The organism is Brevibacterium sp. UCMA 11754, assembly GCF_021532275.1.
GTDB lineage: Bacteria > Actinomycetota > Actinomycetes > Actinomycetales > Brevibacteriaceae > Brevibacterium.
Map to the genome: position 1 here is coordinate 31,422 of NZ_JACBOT010000023.1, position 23,305 is coordinate 54,726.

19 protein-coding genes are annotated in these 23,305 nt (G+C 64.9%); 13 read left to right on the forward strand and 6 right to left on the reverse strand.

Going from position 1 to position 23,305, the window contains the following annotated elements; all coding sequences use genetic code 11:
• Window positions 1-181 precede the first annotated feature (181 nt).
• Window positions 182-2,110, forward strand: coding sequence for a siderophore-interacting protein (locus tag HX613_RS11275; RefSeq protein ID WP_235345407.1), 1,929 nt, complete (start codon window positions 182-184; stop codon window positions 2,108-2,110).
• 100 nt (window positions 2,111-2,210) lie between these two features.
• Window positions 2,211-3,224 carry an ABC transporter substrate-binding protein gene (locus HX613_RS11280; RefSeq protein ID WP_235345408.1) on the forward strand — a complete coding sequence of 338 codons (1,014 nt, stop codon included), beginning with the start codon at window positions 2,211-2,213 and terminating at the stop codon, window positions 3,222-3,224.
• 24 nt (window positions 3,225-3,248) lie between these two features.
• Here the strand turns inward: HX613_RS11280 and HX613_RS11285 are convergent, their stop codons facing one another.
• On the reverse strand, window positions 3,249-3,707 hold the full coding sequence (locus HX613_RS11285) for an Lrp/AsnC family transcriptional regulator (protein ID WP_235345409.1): 459 nt from the start codon (window positions 3,705-3,707) through the stop codon (window positions 3,249-3,251).
• Between the two features lie 390 nt (window positions 3,708-4,097).
• Here HX613_RS11285 and HX613_RS11290 point away from each other — a divergent pair, with 390 nt between their 5' ends.
• From HX613_RS11290 to HX613_RS11300, 3 genes are read left to right on the forward strand one after another with little or no spacing between them, the layout of a single operon-like run.
• Entirely contained in the window at window positions 4,098-4,874 is a 777-nt protein-coding gene (locus HX613_RS11290) for an electron transfer flavoprotein subunit beta/FixA family protein (RefSeq protein ID WP_235345410.1), read from the forward strand.
• An 11-nt stretch (window positions 4,875-4,885) separates the two neighbouring features.
• Complete coding sequence (locus HX613_RS11295) at window positions 4,886-5,872, forward strand: electron transfer flavoprotein subunit alpha/FixB family protein (RefSeq protein WP_235345411.1); 987 nt, start codon at window positions 4,886-4,888, stop codon at window positions 5,870-5,872.
• A gap of 1 nt (window position 5,873) precedes the next feature.
• Entirely contained in the window at window positions 5,874-8,492 is a 2,619-nt protein-coding gene (locus HX613_RS11300) for a cytochrome b/b6 domain-containing protein (protein WP_235345412.1), read from the forward strand.
• Window positions 8,493-8,753: 261 nt separating this feature from the next.
• Here HX613_RS11300 and HX613_RS11305 read toward each other — a convergent pair whose 3' ends face one another.
• The gene (locus tag HX613_RS11305; protein WP_235345413.1) at window positions 8,754-9,416 is read right to left on the reverse strand and encodes a GntR family transcriptional regulator; all 663 of its coding nucleotides are present in this window, start codon (window positions 9,414-9,416) and stop codon (window positions 8,754-8,756) included.
• 106 nt (window positions 9,417-9,522) lie between these two features.
• Here HX613_RS11305 and glyA point away from each other — a divergent pair, with 106 nt between their 5' ends.
• The 6 genes from glyA (at window position 9,523) to purU (ending at window position 17,046) form a co-directional block, all read left to right on the forward strand.
• A complete protein-coding gene (glyA, locus tag HX613_RS11310) occupies window positions 9,523-10,932 on the forward strand; it encodes a serine hydroxymethyltransferase (RefSeq protein ID WP_328284947.1) in 1,410 nt (469 codons plus the stop codon).
• Entirely contained in the window at window positions 10,932-12,149 is a 1,218-nt protein-coding gene (locus tag HX613_RS11315; protein WP_235345414.1) for a sarcosine oxidase subunit beta family protein, read from the forward strand. The genes glyA and HX613_RS11315 overlap by 1 nt, the downstream gene beginning before the upstream one ends.
• Window positions 12,150-12,175: 26 nt before the next feature.
• Window positions 12,176-12,517, forward strand: coding sequence for a sarcosine oxidase subunit delta (locus tag HX613_RS11320; protein ID WP_235345415.1), 342 nt, complete (start codon window positions 12,176-12,178; stop codon window positions 12,515-12,517).
• Window positions 12,514-15,483, forward strand: coding sequence for a 2Fe-2S iron-sulfur cluster-binding protein (locus tag HX613_RS11325; RefSeq protein ID WP_235345416.1), 2,970 nt, complete (start codon window positions 12,514-12,516; stop codon window positions 15,481-15,483). Before HX613_RS11320 ends, HX613_RS11325 begins: the two co-directional genes overlap by 4 nt.
• Window positions 15,476-16,126 (forward strand): sarcosine oxidase subunit gamma, encoded by a 651-nt coding sequence (locus HX613_RS11330; protein WP_235345417.1) that lies wholly within the window; start codon window positions 15,476-15,478, stop codon window positions 16,124-16,126. Before HX613_RS11325 ends, HX613_RS11330 begins: the two co-directional genes overlap by 8 nt.
• Before the next feature lie 65 nt (window positions 16,127-16,191).
• Complete coding sequence (gene purU, locus HX613_RS11335; protein WP_235345559.1) at window positions 16,192-17,046, forward strand: formyltetrahydrofolate deformylase; 855 nt, start codon at window positions 16,192-16,194, stop codon at window positions 17,044-17,046.
• A 159-nt stretch (window positions 17,047-17,205) separates the two neighbouring features.
• Here the strand turns inward: purU and HX613_RS11340 are convergent, their stop codons facing one another.
• Both HX613_RS11340 and HX613_RS11345 read right to left on the reverse strand, forming a co-directional pair.
• Complete coding sequence (locus HX613_RS11340; protein WP_235345418.1) at window positions 17,206-18,195, reverse strand: Ldh family oxidoreductase; 990 nt, start codon at window positions 18,193-18,195, stop codon at window positions 17,206-17,208.
• Window positions 18,196-18,261: 66 nt separating this feature from the next.
• The gene (locus HX613_RS11345; RefSeq protein WP_235345419.1) at window positions 18,262-19,788 is read right to left on the reverse strand and encodes an aminotransferase class I/II-fold pyridoxal phosphate-dependent enzyme; all 1,527 of its coding nucleotides are present in this window, start codon (window positions 19,786-19,788) and stop codon (window positions 18,262-18,264) included.
• 74 nt (window positions 19,789-19,862) lie between these two features.
• Between HX613_RS11345 and HX613_RS11350 the strand changes: the two genes are divergently transcribed.
• Window positions 19,863-20,777, forward strand: a complete 915-nt coding sequence (locus HX613_RS11350) for a LysR family transcriptional regulator (RefSeq protein WP_235345420.1) — start codon at window positions 19,863-19,865, stop codon at window positions 20,775-20,777.
• A gap of 27 nt (window positions 20,778-20,804) precedes the next feature.
• Here HX613_RS11350 and HX613_RS11355 read toward each other — a convergent pair whose 3' ends face one another.
• Window positions 20,805-21,695: an IclR family transcriptional regulator gene (locus HX613_RS11355; protein WP_235345421.1), complete on the reverse strand. Its 891-nt coding sequence runs from the start codon at window positions 21,693-21,695 to the stop codon at window positions 20,805-20,807.
• Between the two features lie 107 nt (window positions 21,696-21,802).
• Window positions 21,803-22,540 carry an SDR family oxidoreductase gene (locus tag HX613_RS11360; protein WP_235345422.1) on the reverse strand — a complete coding sequence of 246 codons (738 nt, stop codon included), beginning with the start codon at window positions 22,538-22,540 and terminating at the stop codon, window positions 21,803-21,805.
• A 110-nt stretch (window positions 22,541-22,650) separates the two neighbouring features.
• Between HX613_RS11360 and HX613_RS11365 the strand changes: the two genes are divergently transcribed.
• Window positions 22,651-23,238, forward strand: coding sequence for a TetR/AcrR family transcriptional regulator (locus HX613_RS11365; protein WP_235345423.1), 588 nt, complete (start codon window positions 22,651-22,653; stop codon window positions 23,236-23,238).
• Window positions 23,239-23,305: the final 67 nt, after the last annotated feature.

The following is a 23,305-nucleotide window of genomic DNA, read 5'->3' on the forward strand; positions in this document are numbered from 1 at the left end:
ATCGCGGTGTTGGGCGACGAGGGTCGCCAGCGATCAGTTGTAAGCCGCTCCTAACTTAGGTTAGGCTGACCTTTGAGGCTCAGGGAGCATTCGTGTGCCTGAGGGCGGTTGACACTTGCTTGAAGCTGCGAATCCCTGGTCTCGACGTTTCATCCGTCAAGAGACCCTCGGAGTCGAATTCATGCCGCGTACTTCCAGGCCCATGCAGGTATTGCCGATCGTCCTGCGAGAGGTGGAAGTCACCGGCATCGCGGATATCACGCCGAACATGCGGCGCCTGACAGTTGCGGGCGACCAATTGTCGGCAGGTGTGGTGAACGGGATGCCACGGCCGCAATTCCACTCCGAGGGTTTTGATGATCACGTGAAGCTCGTCATACCGACTCCCGAGACCGAATCCGTCGACATCGGTGAGCAGGGGGAATTCCGGTTCAAATGGAACCGAGAAGCTCTCGGTTTCACCCGCGATTACACGGTCAGCAGTGTCGATGCAGATGCGAATTCGTTTACCTTCGATGTCGTCCGTCACGACTCGGGACTTGCCTCTGAGTGGGCCTTCAGCGCCTCCATCGGTGACTCCCTGAAGTTCGCGGGCCCGAAGACCAGCGCCGGCCTCAGCGAAGGCGTCGACTTCCACCTGCTCGTGGCCGATGAAACCGCCCTGCCCGCAGTTCGCCGCTGGCTCGAGACCGCACCTGCCGACACGAGTGGACACATCATCGTCGAGGTCCCGACCGCCGAGGACATCCAGGAGATCTCCACCGCCGCAGACGTCGAGATCAATTGGCTGATCCGCAGCGGCACCTCCCCCGGGGACTCCACCCTCATGTACGAGGCCGTGAAGAACATGGAACTCCCGGCCGGGCGAACCTACGCGTGGTGCGCAGGTGAAGCCCTGACCATCGCGCCCATCCGCCGTCACCTGCGCCGCGAGCTCGGCTTGCCCAAGGAGGACGTCGAAGTGATCGGGTACTGGCGCAAAACTGCGAAGAAGACTGAGGCTGCAGCTGACGAGATTGCTGGAGATGCCACGAGCGAAACCGCCACGCCCCTAGCCGCTGCGTCCCAAGACGCTGCCGCCGACGGTGTGACCACCGCAGGGGTGGATGAGTTCGCGGAAGTGTCCGAAAGCAGCCAGAGCATCGTCAGCAACGTCCACGAGATGACCGAGATCCTGCCCCCGATCATCACTCGGATCGCGGTCACCCTCGGAGTCGGCGATCTCGTGGCAGGAGGAATCACCACCGCCGAGGCGATCGCCGCGGAGGTCGGCATCGATACGGAAGGTGCAGGCGTCGTCCTCACCGCGATGTGTGCCCTCGGACTCCTCGAACGTGACGGTGCAGCGTATCTCAACACCCAGGCCGGCGCGGTGCTCATCGGCGACGGCGCAGGGGACGGACTCAATCTCGACGATCCAGCAATTCGAGATCTGTTCTCGATCGTCAATCTGCTCGACATTCTCAGGAACGGGCATATCGACATGCCCGCCCCCGCCGAGGCTCTGACCTCGGCGGGCGAGGCTCTGACCTCGACGCTGACGGCTCCCACCTGGAGGGCCCAGCGTGCGGTCGATGCCGCCCTCGACACCGCCCACCGATCTCACACCCTCGACCACCTGCGGTACGTCCTCGATATCATCCTCGAGCTCGAACCGATTGCCACAGCTGCAAGCGTTGCCCTGGCGGGTGATGCCGGAGCCGAGGTGTCCGCCGCCCTCACGCGCAAGGCACCGGAGTCCGGCCGGAGCGTCCACATTCCCGGCGCCGCGAGCGTTGCCGGCGAGCAGTCCTGGCCAGCCGTCGACTGCACCCTGATGCTCGCGGGCCTGACCGGACGCTCGCGCCCAGAAGCAAAGGCTCTCCTGGCATGCATCCTCGAATCCAGCGCCAGCCTCGTGGTCGTCGAACCCCTCACCGACGAGGCCGAACTCGACGATCATCAGGCAGAAGAGCTCGTCGCAACTTACGCCATGACAGGCAATGCGTCATGGACGAGCGAGGAGCTGTGCCAATGCCTCAGCGATCTCGGTGCCGTCGCGGTCGAGGTCGTCGACATCGGGTGGGGCTTCGGACGCTTCCGCAGCGCCGTCATCGCCCGAAGACCTTAAGCGCTCACCCCTCACTTGTCCCTCTGACAACCCGCATTCTTCCCTCCGCCCAGGAGGGTTCATCAGTCGCGAGCCGCCGGCTCGACGTTGAAAGGAACACATGAAACTCAATCGCATCGCCACAGCTGTGATCGCCTCAGTGGCAAGTCTCGGACTCTTGGCAGGCTGTGCAGGCGGTGGTGGAGACGCCGAGGACTCGGGTGAGGCCGAGACCCGCACCGTCACGGATTCCAGTGGCGCCGAGGTCGAAGTCCCCGCCGATCCGAAGAACGTCGCGACCCTGCACTATGCCGCCACCGAGACCCTCATGGACCTTGACATGCCTCCCGTCGGGCAGGGCGAATTTCAGGAGCCGGCAGTGCCCGAAGAATGGGTCGACCAGCTCGGCGACGTCCCTGTCGTGGCCCAAGAGGAGCCCGACCTGGAGAAGCTCGCCGAGGTGTCACCCGACCTCATCCTCGCCCCCAACATCTATGAGCCGGACATGATCAAGCAGTTGGAGGAGATCGCGCCGGTCTACCAATTCACACTGCGCGGCGGCGACCGGGCGAACTGGCAGCAGCGAGTCGAGGAAGTCGCCGAGGCGATCAACCAGACCGATGAACTCAAAGAGCTCGACGCCGACTTCCAGGCGGAGCAGAAGGAGATCGCCGAAGAGTACGGCGACGTCACCAAGGGCACGAAGCTCGGAGTCGTCTCCGCCTACGAAGACAACTCCGCCTACCTCTGGGGCAGTGAGAACATGGTCGGAACCCTGTTCACTCCGCTCGGCCTCGATTGGTCGGCTGACGAGGACGCCACTATCAAGAAGTACGCGAAGGCCAGCCAGGGCGGCAACAAGTCGGGCATCAAGGAGCCCGAGGCCCAGATCTCAATGGAGGTCCTCGACAAGAGCCTGTCCGATGCCGACGTCATCTTCGTGACCTCGAACATGCGCGGCGAGTACGACGAGCTGACGAAGACGATGATGGATTCGGCGGTCTTCAAGGACCTGCCCGCGGTCAAGGCCGGACATGTCTACCCGCACGGCAAGGCCACGATCGCCGGATACTCCGACGCGAAGTACGGGGTCGAGATGGCCGAGAAGGCGATCAAGGAATACCAGAAGGGCTGAACGCCGGGAATCTGAGTGAGCCGCTCAGTGGCCTGAGCCGGGCCGGTGTCCTTCCGCCTCATCGAGGATGAGCAGAGAGCGGGAGGACACTACGCCGGGTACTTCGTGGATTCTGCGCAGGATGACCTGGGACAGTGCAGTGTTGTCGGGAGCATTCACGGTCACCAGGGCATCGATGTCACCGCTGACAGCCTGAACCTTCTCGACGAACGGCAGCTCGGCAAGATCGTCCCTGACTTCGGGCCACGGGCGATCGCCGATTTTCACGACGACCACTGCGGTCACGGTCATGCCGAGGGCGCTGCGGTCCACCTCGGCGGTGAATTTCTTGATCGCCCCGGACTCGACGAGAACGGAGAAGCGTTTATGGGCGGCCGACCGGGAGATGTGCACCTGCTCGGCCAGTTGGCGCACGCTCAGGCGTGAGTCGTCGACAAGAGCGGCGATGATGCTGCGGTCGATGTCGTCGAGATCGAATGCCACGTGGCGCTCCTTCAACGTTGATGCGGGCGTCGGACTCACCGGGTCACTTCCGTTCCCAAAGGCGGTCGTTGCCTGGTCACGGTCGGTGGCTCCATTCTAGGGCCCGTTCCCTGGGCGCACTCTCACTCCTTCTGCAATCGCTTGAGTCGCCACGATGAGGTCCGCTTCAGTCGCCACGATGTAGGCGCAATCGGTCTGTGCGGGTAGAATTTGTTCGAACGTTCGTACAATAAGCATGTTAGCTGCAGCACACAGGAAGTAAGATGTCTGACTGAGTACTTTTCCCGGCTTCCTCGCGGACCCGGGTGTCGGACGAGAACGTGCTGACTGTAGATTATGAGGCAGAAGTCTCATTTGCAGATGAATTGCCTCACGGAATAGGAGTCATCCTTGAAGATCGCGGTGTTGGTCAAAGAGGTCCCGGACACATACGGGGATCGGAAACTGAATTTGGAGACCGGCTTGGCGGATCGTTCCGCCTCGGAAGCGGTCCTCGACGAAATCGGCGAGCGTGCCCTCGAAGTCGCGCTTTCCTATAAGGACAGCAGTGACGGAACCGAGGTGACCGTCATTTCGATGGCACCATCGACCGCGACCGCCACGATCCGCAAGGGCCTGGCCATGGGCGCGGACAACGCCGTGCACGTGTCTGACGAGGAGCTCCTCGGCGCCGACCTCGGCCTCACCTCCGAAGTTCTGGCAGCAGCCATTCGCCGTGGCGGCTTCGACCTCGTCGTGACCGGCAACGTTTCCACCGACGGCAACGGCGGCATGATTCCTTCCATGCTCGGTGAGCACCTTGACTTCCCACACGTGACCGGACTGACTTCGGTTGAGATCAGCGACGGCAAGGTCGCAGGAACCCGCGGTGTCGAGGGCGGCAGGCAGGAAGTCAGCGCGGAGCTTCCAGCCGTCATCTCCATCACCGAGGCGCTACCCGAGGCCCGCTTCCCGAATTTCAAGGGCATCATGGCAGCGAAGAAGAAGCCCTTCGAGGTCATCGCGCTGTCCGACCTCGAGGTCGACGCCAACGACCAGTCCACAGCACGATCGATCATGGTCACGGTGGCCGAGAAGCCGCCGCGTGAAGCCGGAGAGAAGATCGTCGACGAAGGAAAAGGCGGAGCAGAGCTCGCCGAATACCTCATCAAGAACCGCTTGGCCTAAGGAGAATCGATATGTCCGAATTCCCACAAGACTCCATTCTCGCCGTCCTCACCGCCGATGCCGAAGGTCAGCTGGAGAAGCCTGCTGCTGAGCTGCTCGGCGGCGCCGGTGAGATCGGTTCGCCCGTCGCCCTGGTCCTCGCACCTGCCGGTCAGGGCGAGGCCGCAGCCGAACAGGCCGCATCATTGGGTGCCGTGCAGGTTCTCACCGCCGAGGTGCCAGAGGGCAACTCTGCTCTCGGAACCTTCGCCGTCGACGCCCTGAGTGCCGCCAGCGATCTCGTCGCCCCCGACGCCGTCCTCCTCTCGCACTCGATCGACGGGCGCGACATCGCCGGACGATTCGCGGTCCGCAGCGGTTCGGCCCTGTCCGTCGATGCCCTGGGTGTCGAGCGTGACAGCGAAGGCGTCGTGGCCAACCACTCCGTCTACGGTGGTGGCTACACCGCATCGTCGGCACCGACCTTCGGAGCCCCGGTCATAACCATTCGCCAGGGATCAATCGAGACCCGCGGGGAAGCCCAGTCGGCGAACTCCCAGGCCCTCGAGGTTGCCGATTCGGGCAAGCGCTCGGCCCAGATCGACTCCTTCGAAGCTGTCGTCGAGACGTCCTCGCGTCCCGAGCTGCGTGGCGCCTCGAAGGTCGTCTCCGGTGGCCGCGGTGTCGGCTCCGAGGAGTCTTTCGAGCTCGTCGGCGAACTCGCCGATGTCCTCGGTGCAGCAGTCGGTGCCTCACGTGCGGCCGTCGACGCCGGATACATCGCCCAGTCTCATCAGGTCGGACAGACCGGTGTCTCCGTGTCGCCGCAGCTCTATGTGGCGCTCGGCATCTCCGGTGCGATCCAGCACAAGGCAGGCATGCAGACCTCGAAGACCATCGTGGCTGTGAACAAAGACGGCGAAGCACCGATCTTCGACATCGCAGATTACGGTGTGGTCGGTGACCTGTTCAAGGTCGTCCCGCAGTCGATCGAGACCTTGAAAGAGAAACAGTCCTGATATGGCCACGTACTCCAGTTCGCTGCGCTCGGGCCTGCCCAGAGTTGAGGGCGGTGATCCATGGCCACCGGAAGGTGTCATCGGTGAGCCGCTCGAGCCGGGCGCCTCAGTTGTGTCGGAAGAGTCCTTCGAGCCGGAAGATTCGGCTGCCCCGGACGAGTCCGTTGAGGCTGAAGAGCCCACCGACGAGTCCGGTTCCGTCGGGACCGGTGCTGCCGTTGGCGCTGGTGCTGCCGTTGGCGCGGCCGGCGTCGCCGCGGGTGCAGCTGCTGGTACGGCCGCCGGTGCCTCCGATTCGGATGCGGAGTCAGTTGATGACTCCGATGAGGGCCTAGGATCCGTTGAGAGCTCAGAGCCCGTTGAGACGCTGGAGCAGCCGTCTGAGTCGTCCGAATCTGTCGCTGAGGCGAGCCGTGAGGTTCCGCTGCGCCGTGGTCTGCCCCGTGTCGACGGCGGCGACCCGTGGCCGCCGGAAGGCCTCGCACCTGCCGGTGTGAAGGCTCCCTCCAGCACCTCTGATGCTTCTGCCTCTGCGGGCTCTACCTCTGTGGACTCTGTCTCCGGGCAGGCTCCAGCTGCTTCGGATGCCGAGAGTGAACCGGAAGCTCAGTCCGACTCCGAGTCCTCTTCTGCTCCGGCCGCCGCTGTCGCGACCGTGGGTGCAGGAGCCGCTGTCGGCACAGCCGCAGTGGCATCAGGCTCCGGTGCTCAGGACGCAGCCGCTTCGGAAGAACCTGCTGCAGCTGAGTCCGCGCCTGCTGGCGACGTTCCTCTGCGTCGGGGACTGCCTCGCGTTTCCGGGGGCGATCCGTGGCCACCAGAAGGTCTGGCTCCGGCTGGTGCGAAAGCCGCCTCGGCCACATCTGCATCCTCATCGGCGCCGCCAGCTGCGGCGGCTCCGGCCGCCGAAGCCTCAAGCGCATCGACAGATCAAGAAGCTCCAACTGCAGGTGAACAGCCTGCTGAGGCGGACAAGTCGTCGGCGGCTCCAGCCGCTGCGGCAACTGCCGGTGTTGCCGGTGCTGCTGTCGGCGCTGGTGCGGCGGTTGCCGCGTCCGGGAAGAAGTCCTCCGGCGAACTCAGCGACACACCACTTCGCCGCGGATTGCCGCGCGTCGCCGGTGGCGACCCATGGCCGCCCGAAGGCTTTGCTCCGGCGAGTGCCGGTGCCACCTCTGCTTCGACAGCTGCTTCGACTTCTGCCTCGACCAGCGCGGACGCTTCACGTGCAGACTCGGCCGACAGCACGTCGACCGGCGCCGCTTCGACGCCCGCTGACGCGGACTCTGCTGCCCAGGCTGAGAAGCCAGCAGCGGACTCCTCCGCACAGGGAGACACCTCGGCACAGGCGGGTTCCGACTCCTCTTCGGCAGCTCCCGCCGCCGCGGGAGCCGCGGCCGTCGGTGCAGGTGCGGCCGGTGCCGTGGCTGCCTCGTCGAGCTCGGACGAGAAGCCAGCAGCCACCTCGGCGGAAGACAAGCCTTCCCGATCCGGACTGCCGAAGTCCACTGGACCGGCGCAGCGGAAGCCGATGGCCAAACCTGCCGCCAAGGCCACGGACAAGCCGACCGCGAAGCCAGCAGCCAAGCAGGCCGACAAGCCAGCAGCCAAGCAGGCCGACAAGCCTGCTGCGAAGGCGAGCTCCGCACCGGCGAAATCGGCCTCTGCCTCGAGCACGGCCACGGCCAAGCCTGCTGCCGCGAAGAAGAAGGAACCGACGATGATCGGTTCGAAGTCCGTGGGTCAGTGGGCGAAGCTCGGTGGCCTCGGACTCGGCGGACTCATCGTGGCTGCAGGGATCATCATCCTCGCGGCTCGTGGAGTCACGACTCTGCCCGGTGTGCCCGAGTTCCTCGAACGCTACCCGGGTGAGTACCACCTGCCGGACGTCGCCGATCCGGGATTCCCCGGATGGGTCCGCTGGACGCACTTCCTCAACATCTTCTTCATGGTCCTCATCATCCGATCCGGTCTGCAGGTGAGGCACCAGCAGAAGCCGCCGGCGTTCTACACCCCGAAGAAGGGTGGCAAGAAGGTCAGCATCAACCTGTGGCTGCACACCGGACTTGATCTGCTGTGGCTGGCCAACGGCGTCGTCTTCGTCGTCTTGCTGTTCATCTCCGGACACTGGGCGCGCATCGTGCCGACGAGCTGGGAAGTCTTCCCGAACGCGATCTCGGCGATGCTGCAGTACATGACCATGGAATGGCCGATGGAAGACGCGTGGGTCAACTACAACGCGCTCCAGCAGCTGATGTACTTCATCGTCGTGTTCATTGCGGCGCCTCTGGCCGCGATTACGGGATTGCGGATGAGCGAGTGGTGGCCGAAGGATGCCGCGAAGCTCAACAAGTTCTACCCGGCGCCGTTGGCTCGGGCGATCCATTTCCCGACGATGCTGTTCTTCGTCTTCTTCATCCTGGTCCACGTGTTCCTCGTGTTCACGACAGGGCTGCGACAGAACCTCGGTTATATGTTCGCCGGCACCGACGTGCTCGGCTGGGCCGGACTCATCTGGTTCCTCGTGGCACTGGTCGTCATCGTCGGTGCCTGGTTCGCCGCCAGGCCGATGCTTCTGGCACCGATCGCAAATATGTTCGGCCGGGTGTCGAGCCGGTAGCGAAGTCGGCTTCGCACCACACTGGCAGGAAAACGCGGCATCGGCGAAGGCCCTGCGGGACGATTGAGTCCCGCAGGGCCTTTTTCGCGCCTTGTGGCCGGGTATTGGTGCAACGGTCGGTAAATTCGAGTCGATCAAGACCCATTTTTCGAGGCCAAGTTACCGACCGTTGGCGCGGGGGCGGTGCACAAGGCAGTTGGCGCGAGGCGCTGGGCTGCAGGGCGGTGCACGAGGCAGTTGGCGCGAGGCGGGTAACGCAACTCAGTGCAGGGCGGCGCGCAGGGTTTTGTCGAACTCGCGGACATGTTCGGCGGCATGGGCTTCGACGAGTGACTCCTTGCCCTCGAGGATCGCTTCGAGGAGATCGATGTGTTCGCGGATGTGGCCGATGAGGTCCGGGATGCGGGGGATGACCAGGCACCAGATCCGAGTCGCCAGGTCATCGAGGCGCACCAGGGTCTCCATCAGATGCGGGTTGTCCACCGAGGAATAGATGAGGCGATGAACCTCGAGGTCGCGCTCCATGAGGGCCCGCGGCGCGTCGGTCTCCTTGAGTGCCCGCAGGTCAGCGATCGTCGCCTCGAACTCGCGACGGCGTTCAGGGGTCAGGCTGTGTGCCGCCTTGCGGGCGGCGATGGGTTCGAGGACCTCTCGCATCTCGGAGATCGTCGACAGGTCTTTGAGGTCGACATTGCTCGCGAAGGTTCCGCGTCGGGAGTAGGAGACGACGAGATGGTCGCTCTCCAGACGCTTGAGCGCTTCCCTGATCGGGGTTCGTCCGACCTCGAGCTCTGCGCTCAGGGCCGCCTCGTTGATGGGGTCACCGGGGGCGATGTCGAGCATGATGAGGCGGTGCCGAAGGATCTCATAGGCACGTTCGGCCAGGGAGACCTTCGGTGAGCTCACGGTAGCCGACGACGACATTATCAATCTCCTGAAATCACCCATTGCACTCTCGTGTTTTCTCGTCATAGACTACAGGAACGCATCTGATATATTAGTTGACGATCAAATGGTCGAAGGAGATCACATGACAGAACAGCTCGTCGAGCCTCTCGAGTCGCCCAGCCAGTCGCAGGCACAGCCGTCTGCTCAGTCGCTCGCGCCCTCGTCCGTGGACTTCTCCAGCCGGGAGCCGGTCGAACTGAGCACCCCCATCGGGCAACTCGACCCCGAGATCGCCGGACTCATCGATGCCGAGCTCGCTCGTCAGCGCGAGGGTCTCGAGATGATCGCCTCGGAGAACCACACCGCCTCCGCCGTCATGGCCGCGCAGGGATCGGTGTTGACCAACAAATACGCAGAGGGCTACCCCGGGCGTCGATACTACGGAGGCTGCGAGCACGTCGACGAGGTCGAGCGCCTCGCCATCGCCCGCGTCAAGTCACTCTTCGGCGCCGAATTCGCCAACGTGCAGCCCCACTCCGGTGCTCAGGCCAACGCCTCTGTCATGCACGCACTCATCAGGCCAGGCGACACCGTGCTCGGTCTCGACCTCGCCGCCGGCGGGCATCTCACCCACGGCATGAAGATCAACTTCTCCGGTCGTCTCTACACCATCGCCGCCTACGGTGTGCGCGAGGACACCAACTGCATCGATATGGCCGAGGTCGATCGCCTCACCCAGGAACACCAGCCCAAACTCATCGTCGCCGGATGGTCGGCCTACTCCCGCCAGCTCGACTTCGCCGAATTCCGTCGTATCGCCGATTCCGTCGGTGCCTACCTCATGGTCGACATGGCTCACTTCGCCGGGCTCGTCGCGGCAGGGCTGCATCCCTCTCCGGTCCCACATGCCCACGTCGTGACCTCGACGACGCACAAGACCCTCGGCGGTCCCCGCGGCGGGATCATCCTCACCAACGACGCTGATATCGCGAAGAAGGTCAACTCCGCAGTCTTCCCCGGTCAGCAGGGTGGCCCGCTTGAGCACGTCATCGCAGGCAAGGCCGTGGCCTTCGGCCTCGCCGCCACCGAGACCTTCGTCGAGAAGCAGCAGCGGACCCTGACCGGTGCCGCGGAACTCGCTCGTCGCCTCGGCGAATCCGATGTCGCCGACCTCGGGATCACCGTCCTCACCGGCGGCACCGACGTCCACCTCGTCCTCGTCGACCTGCGCAACTCCGTCCTCGACGGTGGACAGGCCGAAGACCTTCTCGCCTCGATCGGCATCACCGTCAACCGCAATGCCGTGCCGAACGATCCGCGTCCGCCGATGATCACCTCCGGCCTGCGGATCGGCACCCCGGCCCTGGCCAGCCGTGGATTCGGTTCCGCTGCCTTCGCCGAGGTGGCCGACATCATCGCCGAGGTGCTCAAGGCCGGTGCTGCCGAGGCCGGCGCCGAACCGCAGGTCATCGCCGAGCTCAGCGACCGTGTGTCGGCTCTGGCGACCGCCCACCCGCTCTACCCCACCATGAACGAGATCGGAGCACGCTGATGGCTGATCAACTCCCCGAACACCCCGACTTCCTGTGGCGCAACCCGGAACCGAAGAAGTCCTACGAGGCCGTCATCATCGGCGGCGGCGGACACGGTCTGGCCACTGCCTACTACCTGGCCAAGAACCATGGCATGACCAACATCGCGATCCTCGAACGTGGTTGGCTGGCCGGCGGCAACATGGCTCGCAACACGACCATCATCCGCTCGAACTACCTGTGGGACGAGTCCGCAGCCATGTACGAGAAGTCGCTCAAGCTCTGGGAACAGCTGCCCGAGGAACTCGACTACGACTTCCTCTTCTCCCAGCGCGGCGTGCTCAACCTCGCCCATACACTGCAGGACGTGCGCGAGTCCCAGCGACGGGTGAATGCGAACGCACTCAACGGAGTCGACGCCGAGTGGCTCGATCCCAAGCAGGTCAAGGAAGTCTGCCCGATCATCAACATCGGCGACGACCTGCGCTACCCGGTGATGGGCGCGACCTATCAGCCGCGCGCCGGCATCGCCAAGCACGATCACGTTGCTTGGGCATTCGCCCGCAAGTGCGATGAGATGGGCGTCGATATCATCCAGAACTGCGAGGTCACCGGGATCGAACGCATCGGCGACAAGGTCGTCGGTGTCGAGACCACCCGCGGCCACATCGCTACCGAGAAGGTCGCCATGTGCGTGGCCGGAGATTCCTCGGTGCTGGCGGACATGGCCGGCATCCGCCTGCCGATCCAGTCCCACCCGCTGCAGGCGCTCGTGTCCGAACTCTTCGAACCCGTGCACCCGACCGTGGTCATGTCCAACCATGTCCACGTCTACGTCTCCCAGGCGCACAAGGGCGAACTCGTCATGGGTGCCGGGGTTGATTCCTACAACGGCTATGGCCAACGAGGCGGCTTCCACGTCATCGAGGAGCAGCTGGCCGCCGCTGTCGAACTGTTCCCGATCTTCGCCCGGGCCCACGTGCTGCGCACCTGGGGCGGCATCGTCGACGTCACCCTCGACGCCTCGCCCATCGTGTCGAAGACCGGAGTCCAGGGTCTCTATGCCAACTGCGGCTGGGGCACCGGTGGCTTCAAGGGCACGCCCGCCGCCGGACTGACCTTCGCCCACACCATCGCCAACGATGAACCCCACCCGCTCAACGCCCCCTATGCCCTCGACCGGTTCGAAACCGGTCACCTCATCGACGAGCACGGCGCCGCAGCCGTGGCGCACTGAGCGAACACGAGACAGAAGGACCTGCCATGCTTCTCATCAGCTGCCCGCACTGCGGGCCACGCGACGAAACCGAATTCCACTACGGCGGCCAGGCACACGTCGCCTACCCGGCCGACCCCCACGCGCTCAGCGACAAAGAGTGGGCGGAATTCCTCTTCTATCGCGACAACGACCGCGGCGCCTACGCCGAACGGTGGAGTCACAGCCTCGGGTGCCGCAAATGGTTCAACGCCATCCGCGACACCGTGACCTATGACTTCAAAGCCATCTACCCCATGGGCGAGGCCCGCCCTCCAGCAGCGGACGCTGCGACGAAGCAACTGGCGACCGCGGAACCGACTCCAGCAGAAGGCGAGGGTGCACGATGACCACCGCAGATACGAACACTCGCCTCGAGAACGCGAACGGCATCGACCGAACGCGTCCCATCCGCTTCAGCGTCGACGGTCGGCAGTACTCAGGTTTCGCCGGTGACACGATCGCCAGTGCCCTCATCGCCGCCGGACGCATCGACTGCGGCAACTCGACCTACCTGGGCCGGGCCCGCGGCATCCTCGGCGCCGGAATCGAGGAGTCGAACGCCCTCGTCCGAGTCAAGGGTCGCATCCCCGGCGACGTCAGCGAATCCATGCTGCCCGCCACCCGTGTGCCGATCACCGAAGGACTCGAAGCCGACTACCTCTCCGGTCTCGGCATCCTCGATCCCGGCCAGGACGAACTCGTCTACGAACACAAGCACGTCCACACCGATGTGCTCATCATCGGCGCCGGTCCCGCCGGGCTCGCCGCCGCCCGTGAAGCAGGAAAGTCGGGAGCCAGAACGCTGCTGCTCGACGACAGGTCCGCTCCCGGTGGGTCGCTGCTGTCGAGTTCGGCAGACAGCATCGACAAGGTACCCGCAGCCGAGTGGATCGAGTCCACCGTCGCATCGTTCGCCGAGGCGGAGGAGCTGACCTACCGAGCGAACACGACCGTCTTCGGCAGCTACGACTCGAACTACTTCGTCGCCCTCGAAGACCGCACTCTTGAGCTTGTTGAAAACGGGGGAGCGGGTGCACGGGGCAGCGAAAGTGCCAACGGTGCGTCCGCAGTCAGCGGCGCTCCTTCCCGTCCAGGTACCCGCCAGCGGGTCTGGCACATCCGTGCCCAGCAGGTCGTGCTGGCCACCGGAGCCCATGAACGCCCGATCGTCTTCGCCAACAACGACCGTCCGGGCATCATGCTCGCCTCGGCCGTGCGCACCTACCTCAACCGCTACGGCGTCGCCGCCGGACAGTCCGTCGCGATCGCCGCTACGAACGACTCGGCATACGAACTGCTCGCCGATCTTCACACGGCCGGAATAGAAGTGCCGGCGATCATCGACTCCCGGGCGACCGCCTCGGCGATGGCAGAATACGTTGCCCGGGAAACCGGAACCCGGCTCATCCTCGGTTCCGCGGTCAGCGACACCGCAGGGGACGGTCCTGCCGGACGCATCAGTGCGATCACGGTCTCGGGCCTCGACGAAGACGGTGTGGCCACCGGTGACTCCGAGGTCATCGACGTGGACCTGCTGGCCGTGGCGGGCGGATTCTCTCCCGTCATCCACCTGCACGGGCAACGCAAGGGGTCGATCGTCTGGAGGAGCGACATCGCTGCCTTCGTTCCGACAGCACCCGTGCGCGATCAGTTCACAGTCGGTGCGATCAACGGCGACTACTCGCTGGATGCAGCCCTCCAGCAGGGCGCCGAAGCCGGCAATGCGGCCGCTGAGCACACCGGATTCCCTGCCGTGCTCGACCTCCCGACCTCAGCGTCGGTGCCCTGTGCCGAGACCCGCCCACTGTGGTTGGTCACCTCGGCCAGCGCCGATCACACCGAACTGACCACGCACTTCATCGACTTCCAGCGCGACCAGTCCGTTGCCGATGTGCAGCGGGCGATGAACGCGGGCATGCGCTCGGTCGAGCACATCAAGCGCTACACCTCGATCTCGACGGCCAATGATCAGGGCAAGACGAGCGCGGTCAACGCCATCGGTGCCATCGCGCGGGTGCTGGGCGAGTCCGACCTGGGCTCGGTCGGCCACACGACCTTCCGTGCGCCCTTCGCTCCAGTGCCCTTCGCGGCACTGGCCGGCAGGCGCAAGGGCGAGCTCTTCGACCCGGCGCGGGTCACCTCGATCCACCCCTGGCACATCGCCCACGGTGCCGAATTCGAAGACGTCGGTCAGTGGAAGCGTCCCTGGTACTACCCGGCCGACGGGGAGGACATGGACGCGGCGGTGCTGCGCGAATGCAAGGCTGTGCGCGAATCGGTCGGCTTCCAAGATGCCTCAACCCTGGGCAAGATCGAGATCCGCGGCACCGACGCCGGTGCGTTCCTCGGCCAGATCTACACCAACGGCTTCACCAAGCTCAAAGTCGGCAAGGGCCGCTACGGACTCATGTGCAAGCCCGACGGGATGGTCTTCGACGATGGTGTGACCCTGCGCGTGGCCGAGGACCGCTACTACATGACCACGACCACCGGCGGCGCAGCGACCGTGCTGGAATGGCTCGAGGAATGGCACCAGACCGAATGGCCCGAACTCGACGTCGTCTTCACCTCGGTGACGGAAGAATGGTCGACCGTTGCGGTCGCCGGCCCGAAGTCCCGCGAGGTCATCGCCAAACTCGCACCGCACCTGGACGTGTCCAATGAGGCCTTCGAATTCATGGGATTCAGGGAGACCACCCTGGCCAACGGGATCCCGGCTCGCATCTGCCGGATCTCGTTCTCCGGGGAGCTCGCCTTCGAGATCAACGTCGAGAACTTCTACGGGCTCACCGTCTGGGAAGCCGTCGCCGAGGCGGGTGCCGAGTTCGGCATCACCCCCTACGGCACAGAGACCATGCATGTTCTGCGTGCCGAGAAGGGGTTCATCATCGTCGGCCAGGACACCGACGGGACCGTCACCCCACAGGACGCGGGCATGGACTGGATCGTCTCGAAGCTCAAGGACTTCATCGGCAAACGTTCCTACTCACGGGTCGATACATCCCGCGAGGACCGCAAGCACCTCGTCGGAGTGCTCCCGGTCGACGGCACGACACGACTGGCCGAGGGCGCGCAGCTCATCACCTCCGGCACCCCGGTGACCCCCGAGGCGGGGCCGGTCCCGATGATCGGTCATGTCACCTCCTCCTACATCTCCCCGAGCATGGACCGACCCTTCGGCCTCGCGCTCGTCGAGAACGGCCGGAACCGGTTGGGCGAGATCGCCCAGTCTCCGGTCGGCGGCGAACTCGTCGACGTCGAGATCACCTCACCCGTCTTCTACGATCCAGAAGGGAACCGCCGCGATGGCTGAAACCACCCAGAGCACCCAGCAGAACTTCGACACCCCCGCCGAGGTGCTCGATGCACTCCGCGTCTCACCGGCAGCCCACCTCGCCGAAGTCATGGCCACCTCCACTGCCAATGGCGGACAGGCCGTTGGCCTGCGAGAACGGTGCTTCGCTGTCCAGCTCGGATTGCGCGCCACCCCCGGAACCGCCTCGGCGGAGGCGCTCGAATCTGCGCTCGGAATCACCTTGCCGCAGCAGGTGGGCGAGGTCACCGGCGACGCCGCGAGCCTGCACACGCTGTGGCTGAGCCCCGATGAATGCCTCACCGTCGACGTCTCCCGACAGCAGCGGCCCGGGGAGACCCTCGTCGCCGAGGCAGCCCTCGAAGGTCTGCCAGGACAGGCCGTGGATCTCTCGGCCAACCGCACGATCCTCGAACTGACCGGGACGAAGGCAAGAGAGGTCCTTGAAAAGAGCGTCCGCGCCGATCTGCACCCGCGTGCCTTCGGCATCGGCACAGCGATCTCGACCCAGATGGGCCCGGTTCCGGTCATCGTGCACCACTCATCGGAACTCGAATATCGGGTCTACCCGCGGGCTAGCTTCGCGGACTTCGCGGTCCGCTGGCTGCTCGACGGCATGGCGGAATTCCTCACCGACGTCTGAAATTGACCAAGGTGAGCATCTCACCCAATGATTGAGTACACCCATCGAGCAAGGAAGCAGTGGATATGCAGGATTACGTCTTCACCCTGGAATGCGACGAACGGCCGGGCATTCTCCATTCCGTCACCGGAGCCCTCCTCACTCACGGCGGTGACATCAAGGAGCTCAAGCAGTTCGACGACCAATTCGCCGAGCGCCTGTTCCTCAGGATCGACTTCAGTCTCCAGGACGAGTCAAGTGCCTCGATCGATGCTCTGCGCACGGACTTCGAAGGCATCGGCTCCGAGTTCGAGGCGACGTGGAAGCTGTGGCCGCAGGGGGAGAAGCGTCGGGTCCTCATCATGGTCTCGAAGTTCGAGCACTGCCTCAACGACCTGCTGTTCCGGTCCCAGATCGGTGAGCTGCCCATCGAGATCGCGGCCGTGGTGTCCAATCACCCCGACCACCGTGAGCTCGTCGAATGGCACCACATCCCGTTCTTCCGCATCCCGGTGACCAAGGAGACGAAGCCGGAGGCAGAGGCGAAGCTGCTCGATCTCGTCGACCGCTTCGAGATCGACCTCGTCGTCCTTGCCCGCTACATGCAGGTCCTCTCCGATGACCTGGCGCGTGAGCTGACGGGCAAGGCCATCAACATCCACCACTCGTTCCTGCCCTCGTTCAAGGGCGCCAAGCCCTACCACCAGGCATGGGAGCGGGGAGTCAAGACGGTCGGGGCGACCGCACACTTCGTCGACAGCGAACTCGACGAAGGCCCGATCATCGCCCAGCAGGTCGTCGACGTCGACCACTCCTTCGGGCCCAAAGACCTCGTCGCCGCTGGCCGTGATGCCGAATGCAAGGCGCTGTCCAATGCCGTGAAGTGGCACTGCGACGGCCGCGTGTTCCTGTCGGGCAAGCGCACCGTCGTCCTGCGGTGAGTTTGTGGGGCCGGGGCGCATCGCCGGGGCGCAGCGCCGCTGCGTTTCATCGCGGAGCGACCTTAGCTTCGAGAGCAGACTCCAGGGAGTGTGCTCTCGAAGCTAACCTGTGCCCTCGACGTTATGTGATCCCCTCGGTGCTTGACTGTCCTCAGTGATTCAGCGACGTCCGCGTTCGATGAGAGCCGCGTGGATGGTCTGGGGCAGGTCGATGACCGCGTCATCACGCTTGCGCCCGAAGTCGATTCCGAACTCGCGATCAAGTCTCGCCAGATGCTCTTCGACCCGGTGCGTGTACTCCGGGTCGAAGGCATCAGCGCTGATCGCGATGACGAAGAGTCCGGTCCCGGGGCTTTGGTCTCCGTCGTCAATGGGTGGGGCGTCGACCGAGAAGTTCGCGCCCCCATGGGCTGCGAGGAGCTCGATCATGAGGGCGAGATTGCTGCCCTTGACCCCGCCGAAGGGAAGCAGTGAGCCGGCAAGTCCCTGCTCAGCATCGGCCGTCGCAGTCCCATCTGGTGCCTGCGCCCAACCCTCGGGGATCGACTCCCCACGTTCGGCAGCCTCGCGGACATTCACCCAGGCCGTGGCGCTGCTGGCTTGATCGAACATGCGCGGGCCCTGCGGGTGAGGGAGCGCGAAGGAGAACGGGTTCGTCCCGGCGACCGTGTCGCGACTGCCGAAGAGTGACATGAGGGCCGGCGAATTCGCTCCGGCCAGGGCGATGAGTCCGCGATCGGCCAAGCGCATCGTGTAGTAACCGAGCTCTCCGGCGGGAAATGCATTCATGACGTTGAGGATCGAGATGCCCAGGCTGGCGGCTGAATCCGCGAAACGATCGAACACTTCGTCGAAGGCGAGCTGGGTGATGCCTCCATCCGCGTCGACGAGGTGGGTCGCCGGGAGTCTGTTGACCGGCTTCGGAGTGGCGGCACCGTTGATCCGACCGGACTCGAGACCGTCGAGGTAGTCGAAGAGGTGTGCCGTCCCGACCTGGGTCTTGCCACGGCGATCGGCCGCCACCGTCGCAGTCGCCAGAGATGTTGCCAGACGGTCCGAACCTCCCGCGGCGAGGATCGCGGATTCGCAGAGGCTCTCGAGCTCGGTCGCGGGCAGGGAGACAGTCGGGGAAACGTCGGCAACGGGCATGCTCCTCACGCTACAGCAGGAGGAACAGCCGAGCTCGGCAGGAGGAGCGGCCGGGTTCGGCAGGTCTCAGCTCGTCTCCGCCACGACGTTGAAGGTGTTCATCCTCGAATCCTGGGCTCCGCGGACATAGCCGGAGGGAGCCGCGGCCGTGGCACGAAGGAAGTCGACGACCTCGGCACTGAGCACCTCACCAGGCAGAACATTGGGCACACCGGGCGGGTACGCGGCCAGAGCATCGGCCGAGACCCTGCCGACAGCCTCGGCGAAGGGAACGGTCTGCGGCGCCGCGAAGTAGGCATCGCTGATCTCCAGTCGCTTCTCGCAGCTGCCGGGCAGAACGATGGGACGCTCCGGCTCGGACTCAGAGCGCGGCAGTTGCTGCAGCGCGGTCCAGAACCGTTCGACGTCGACGGGAGATGTCGCACCGACGAGCAGCAGCAGCGCCGAGGGCGTCGCCAGCTCGCAATAGATCCGGTGGTCGCGGATGAGCTGGTACTGGGCATCGGCGCCGGTGATCCCGGCACCGCGGGTGTCGATGACGACCTTGAACGGATCGTTGGCGATCGCATCATGGCCACCGAGGATGTCCGGGGTCGCATCGCGGAACCGCGAGTCGTTCTGAACTCGAGTTCGGATCGCCTCGGCGGTGGCCAGTGCTTCGTCGATCGCTTCCGGGCGGGTGACGAGATGACGGCGTGCCTCGTCGAGAGAGGACAGGAGGATGCCACTGGACGAGGTCGACTGATAGGACTTCACGACCCGATCGACCAGGGTCTCGATGCGCTGTGCCTGCCGTCCGTGGCCGAGGTGGACCATCGCTGACTGCGCCAAAGATCCGGCGCCCTTGTGGGTGCTGGAGATGACGAGATCGGCACCGAGGCGCACCGCGTTGACGGGCAGCTGCGGGTGCATGCCGAAATGGGAGCCCCAGGCCTCATCGACGATGAGGGGAACATCGTGACGGTGCGCCACCTCGGCGATGGCGCCGATATCGGCCACAGCGCCGAAGTAGCTGGGGGAGACGAGGTAGACGGCGGCGGACTCCGGGTGCTCGGTCAGGGCGTACTCGACCTGGGCCGGAGTCACGCCGTGGGAGGAGCCGAGGCCAGGATCGACGCGACCGTGGATGAAGTGCGGGCGCAGTTCGGCGTGAGTGACCCCGTCGATGACCGAAGAGTGGACGCTGCGCTGGAGGACGAATTCGCGTCCCAAGCCGCGCACAACGGTCGTCGCGATATGGTTGCCTCCGGAGGCGCCATTGGTGATGAACCAGGTGCGGGCTGCGCCCCAGGCTTCGGCGGCGAGCTGCTGGGCGGCCATGATCGGAGTCACGCGTTCGTGGTTGATCATCCGCCAGTTCTCCTGGTCCACACCGCTGAAGAGCATGGGGAAGTCGATGCTCATTCCGGCCTCGCCGACGACTTCGGCCAGTCCCGGTGCATGGTCGCGACTGCCCTGATGGGCGGGCACGTGCAGGCGCTGCCAGTCCTCGGCGGCCAAGGAGCGCAGCGCCTCGGCATACGGCGCGGTGTGCTGGCGAGGGTCGATGGCGGTGGCCGCGGTGTCCGGGTGCAGATGAGTTTCGGCGAGCATGGGACCCACACTAGGCTTCGAGCGCTGTCTAGGATATAGCAAGAAATCGTTCACGGTGGCATAGTGTCTATGCCATGATGAATCTGCAGCAGTTTCGGGTGCTCTTAGCGATCAGGGACGAGGGAAGTCTCAATCGGGCCGCCGAGGTGCTCGAACACGGAGTCCCGACCGTGACCCATCACCTGCGCACCCTCGAATCCCATCTGCGGGTCAAGCTCGTCGACCGGGCACGGAACGGAACTCGACTCACGCCCTTGGGCGAGTCCTTCGCCGAGGAGATCGAACCGGTCCTGGCCCGCATCGATCGGGCCGAACAGCTCGTCACCGCACAACGCGATGCCGGAGTGGTGTCCCTGCGCGTCGGGTCGTTCTCCTCGATCGGCTCACGGCTGCTCCCCGCCGCAATCGCTGAGCTCCAGCAGCGGACGTCCGTGCACGTCGAGGTCGTCGAAGCCGAACCCAGCGAGGTCGTGCGGATGCTCCACAGCGGTGAGGTCCACGCCGGCCTCATCTACGACATCCCCGAACTGCCCGAGTTCGCGGGCCCCGAGCTGCGGCTGCGCACACTTCTCGACGAGCCCTACCGGGTCATGGTCGCCAGCGGCGGAGAGTTGGCGGGGCACGAGATCCTCGACTTCGCGACGATGAGCGACGTCGACTGGGTGCTCAGCCACAACGAATCGGAAGCCTCGGTGCGAGTGCTGCGGCGGATCTCCCGGGGACTGGGATATGAGCTGCGCGAACTCATGCGCAGCGACGACCTCTACATGATCCACGGGCTCGTGGCCGAGGGACTCGGATGCGCATTGACCACCGAGGTGGCTGTGGACACCGACTTCGACGTCGTGCTGCGGCCAGCCGAGCAGGATCTGGGTCAGCGTCGGGTCTCGTTCGTGACCCGTTCGGGCCCGAATCCTGCGGCCGTGGGTTGGCTGGGCGAGATCCTGGGCGCGGTGGCCGCGCGACTGGGGGCTGCCTCGGCGGGATGAGTGGTGGTGTCGGTGCGAGGGCGGTGATCAGGGATCGGCCTGCGTGCCCAGCGCCTCGGCGATGGCCTTGGCCTCGCGACGGAGCAGGGCGACGAGGCGTTCGACGCGGGGTCCGGTGACGCGGTCGGCGATGCTCGCGATCGACAGGGCCGCGCGGGGGCGGCTGCCGCGGATTCGCAGCGGCACGCCCACGGCCCACGACCCCTGGGCGAAGAGGCCGGGATTGTGGACGAAGCCGTCGACTCGGGCCCGGTCGATGATGTCGCGCAGCTGCGTGACCGAGACCTTGGGATACCGTTCGGCGTAGATCTGCGCATTGGCCTCGAACTGGGCGTCCACCTCGGCGGGGGAGAGTTCGGAGAGAATCGCGAGACTGCCCGCGCCGATGCCCAGCGGGTGGCGATCACCCACGGACAGGGCGTTGTTCAGAATCTCGCCGAAGCCCTCCTCGCGGCGGGCGCAGATCGAGTAGCTGCCGGTGCGCAGGGTCAGAAAGGCTGTGTCCCGGCTCAGCTCGGCCAGGCGCAGCAGGCTCGACTCCGACTCCGTGACCAGCGGATCGACAGATTTCTGAGCAAGCTGGCCGAGGATCTGCGACTGCACGCCGAGGCGGTAGCCGCCCTCCTCGAAGCGTTCGACGTACCCCATGGCGATGAGTGCTTGGAGCATTCGGTGGACGCTGGCCTTGGGGCGGCCGCTGATCGAGGCGACCTCGGACAGGCTGGCCCCGCTGCTGCGCTCGCCGGCGATGAGCCCGACGAGGTTGAGCAGCGAAAGAGCCCGTTGGATGCTCTGGGCGCCGGTGCCGGGTTCCAGATCGTCGACGGCATGGGCGACGTTGAATGACGCGGACCGTCGCAGGATCTTCCCGCGTATCTTCGTGCGGTGTTCGTCATTGGGGTCGGCGCCGTTGTGCATACTTCCATTATGGTCGTCTTGCGCCCGCTCCCGGTACCCGCCGTATCGGTGCCGGTTGACGGATGCTCATTGGATCGGAGGGCCGATCCTTACTGTGGGGCCGATCGCTACCAGGGCACGGGGCCGTCGCTGTCGGTGAGTGTTCCGGTCGGGCCGTCGCTGGGGATGGTTGCCATCCGGACTGCTTGGGCGGCTCCCTGCGCTGGGGTGAGCTGGCCGCGGAATCCGTTGAGGTCGGTCGCGACGAATCCCGGGCACACGGCGTTGACTAGGATCTTCTCCGGGGCCAGTCCTCGCGCGTACTGGATTGTCAGCGAGGTGAGCGCCGTTTTGGAGGGGACATATCCGAGCGCGATCGGATCCGGTTGGTTGAAATCCGAAGTCAGGGTCAGCGATCCGGCGCTGCTGGAGACGTTGACGATGCGCGGACTCTCGGACAGGCGCAGGAGCGGAAGGAATGCGGTTGTCACAGTGACGACTCCGAAGACGTTCGTCTCGAAGATGAAGCGGATGTCGTCGACGTTCGCGGAGGCAGGTGACTGTCCTGCGAAGTCCGCGCCCGGCCGTCCACTGATCCCGGCATTGTTGACCAGCGCATCCAGGCGTCCGAACCTGTCCTTGACGGTGTCGGCCGCCGCAGCAGCCGATGCGGCGTCGGTGACGTCGAGGGTCACCGACGTGACGTCTCCGCCAGCCGCTCGCAGCTCGGCGGCCGTCTCTTCGCCGTTGGCGGCACTTCTGGTGCCGATCACAACGGTGTGCCCGAGGTCGGCGAGCTGGCGTGCTATCTCGCGACCGATTCCCTTGTTGCTTCCCGTGACGAGCGCAATCATTGTCTCTGGCATGGAGCTCCTTCGGTGGGGCCACCCGAGGGTGGCGAATCTCGGATAGACTTCAAGGCAAGTGGATAACTTGTCCACTTAACTTTACCGGAGAGCCTATCCACTTGGAAGAGATGTCACTGAAATCTTCGTCACCGAGTCCGAAGCGCTCCGATGCCAAGCGCAATAGGGACAAGATTCTCACTGCGGCGCGAGCAGCGTTCGCAGAATCCGACGGAACCGTGTCGCTGGCCGAGGTGTCGCGGCGTGCCGGTGTCGGTATGGCCACCCTGTATCGGAATTTCCCAAGTCGCCTCGACCTCCTGGAAGCGCTCTACGCCAATGAGGCCGACATCGCCTTCGCCCCACCCGAGTCCCTGCCGAGCTCCGATCCGGGGGCAGCATTTCGGACGTGGCTGCGCCAGTTCTACTTATTTGCTGCCGGCAAGAAGCAATTTGCCGCGGAATTGCTGACTCAGCTCAGCCGAGACAGTCCGATCTTCGATGACACGAAGTCGCGAGTCATCGCTGTGGGCCGACCGCTGTTCGACGCCGCGCTGAGTGCCCGTCAGCTGCGTGAGGGCGTTCAACTCGAACAGATATTGGAGATGTTGGTCGCGCTTTCGGCCATTGCAGGCGACGCTGAGTATCGTGAAGCGATGCTCGACGTCGTTCTCGACGGCCTCACTCCCACACCGGAACGCGGAGGCTCTCTCGGCTGACCGTGCCTGGTCAACAGCCCTGGCCTGGTCGGCAGCCCTGACCCAGTCAACGGTCTGGACCTGGTCA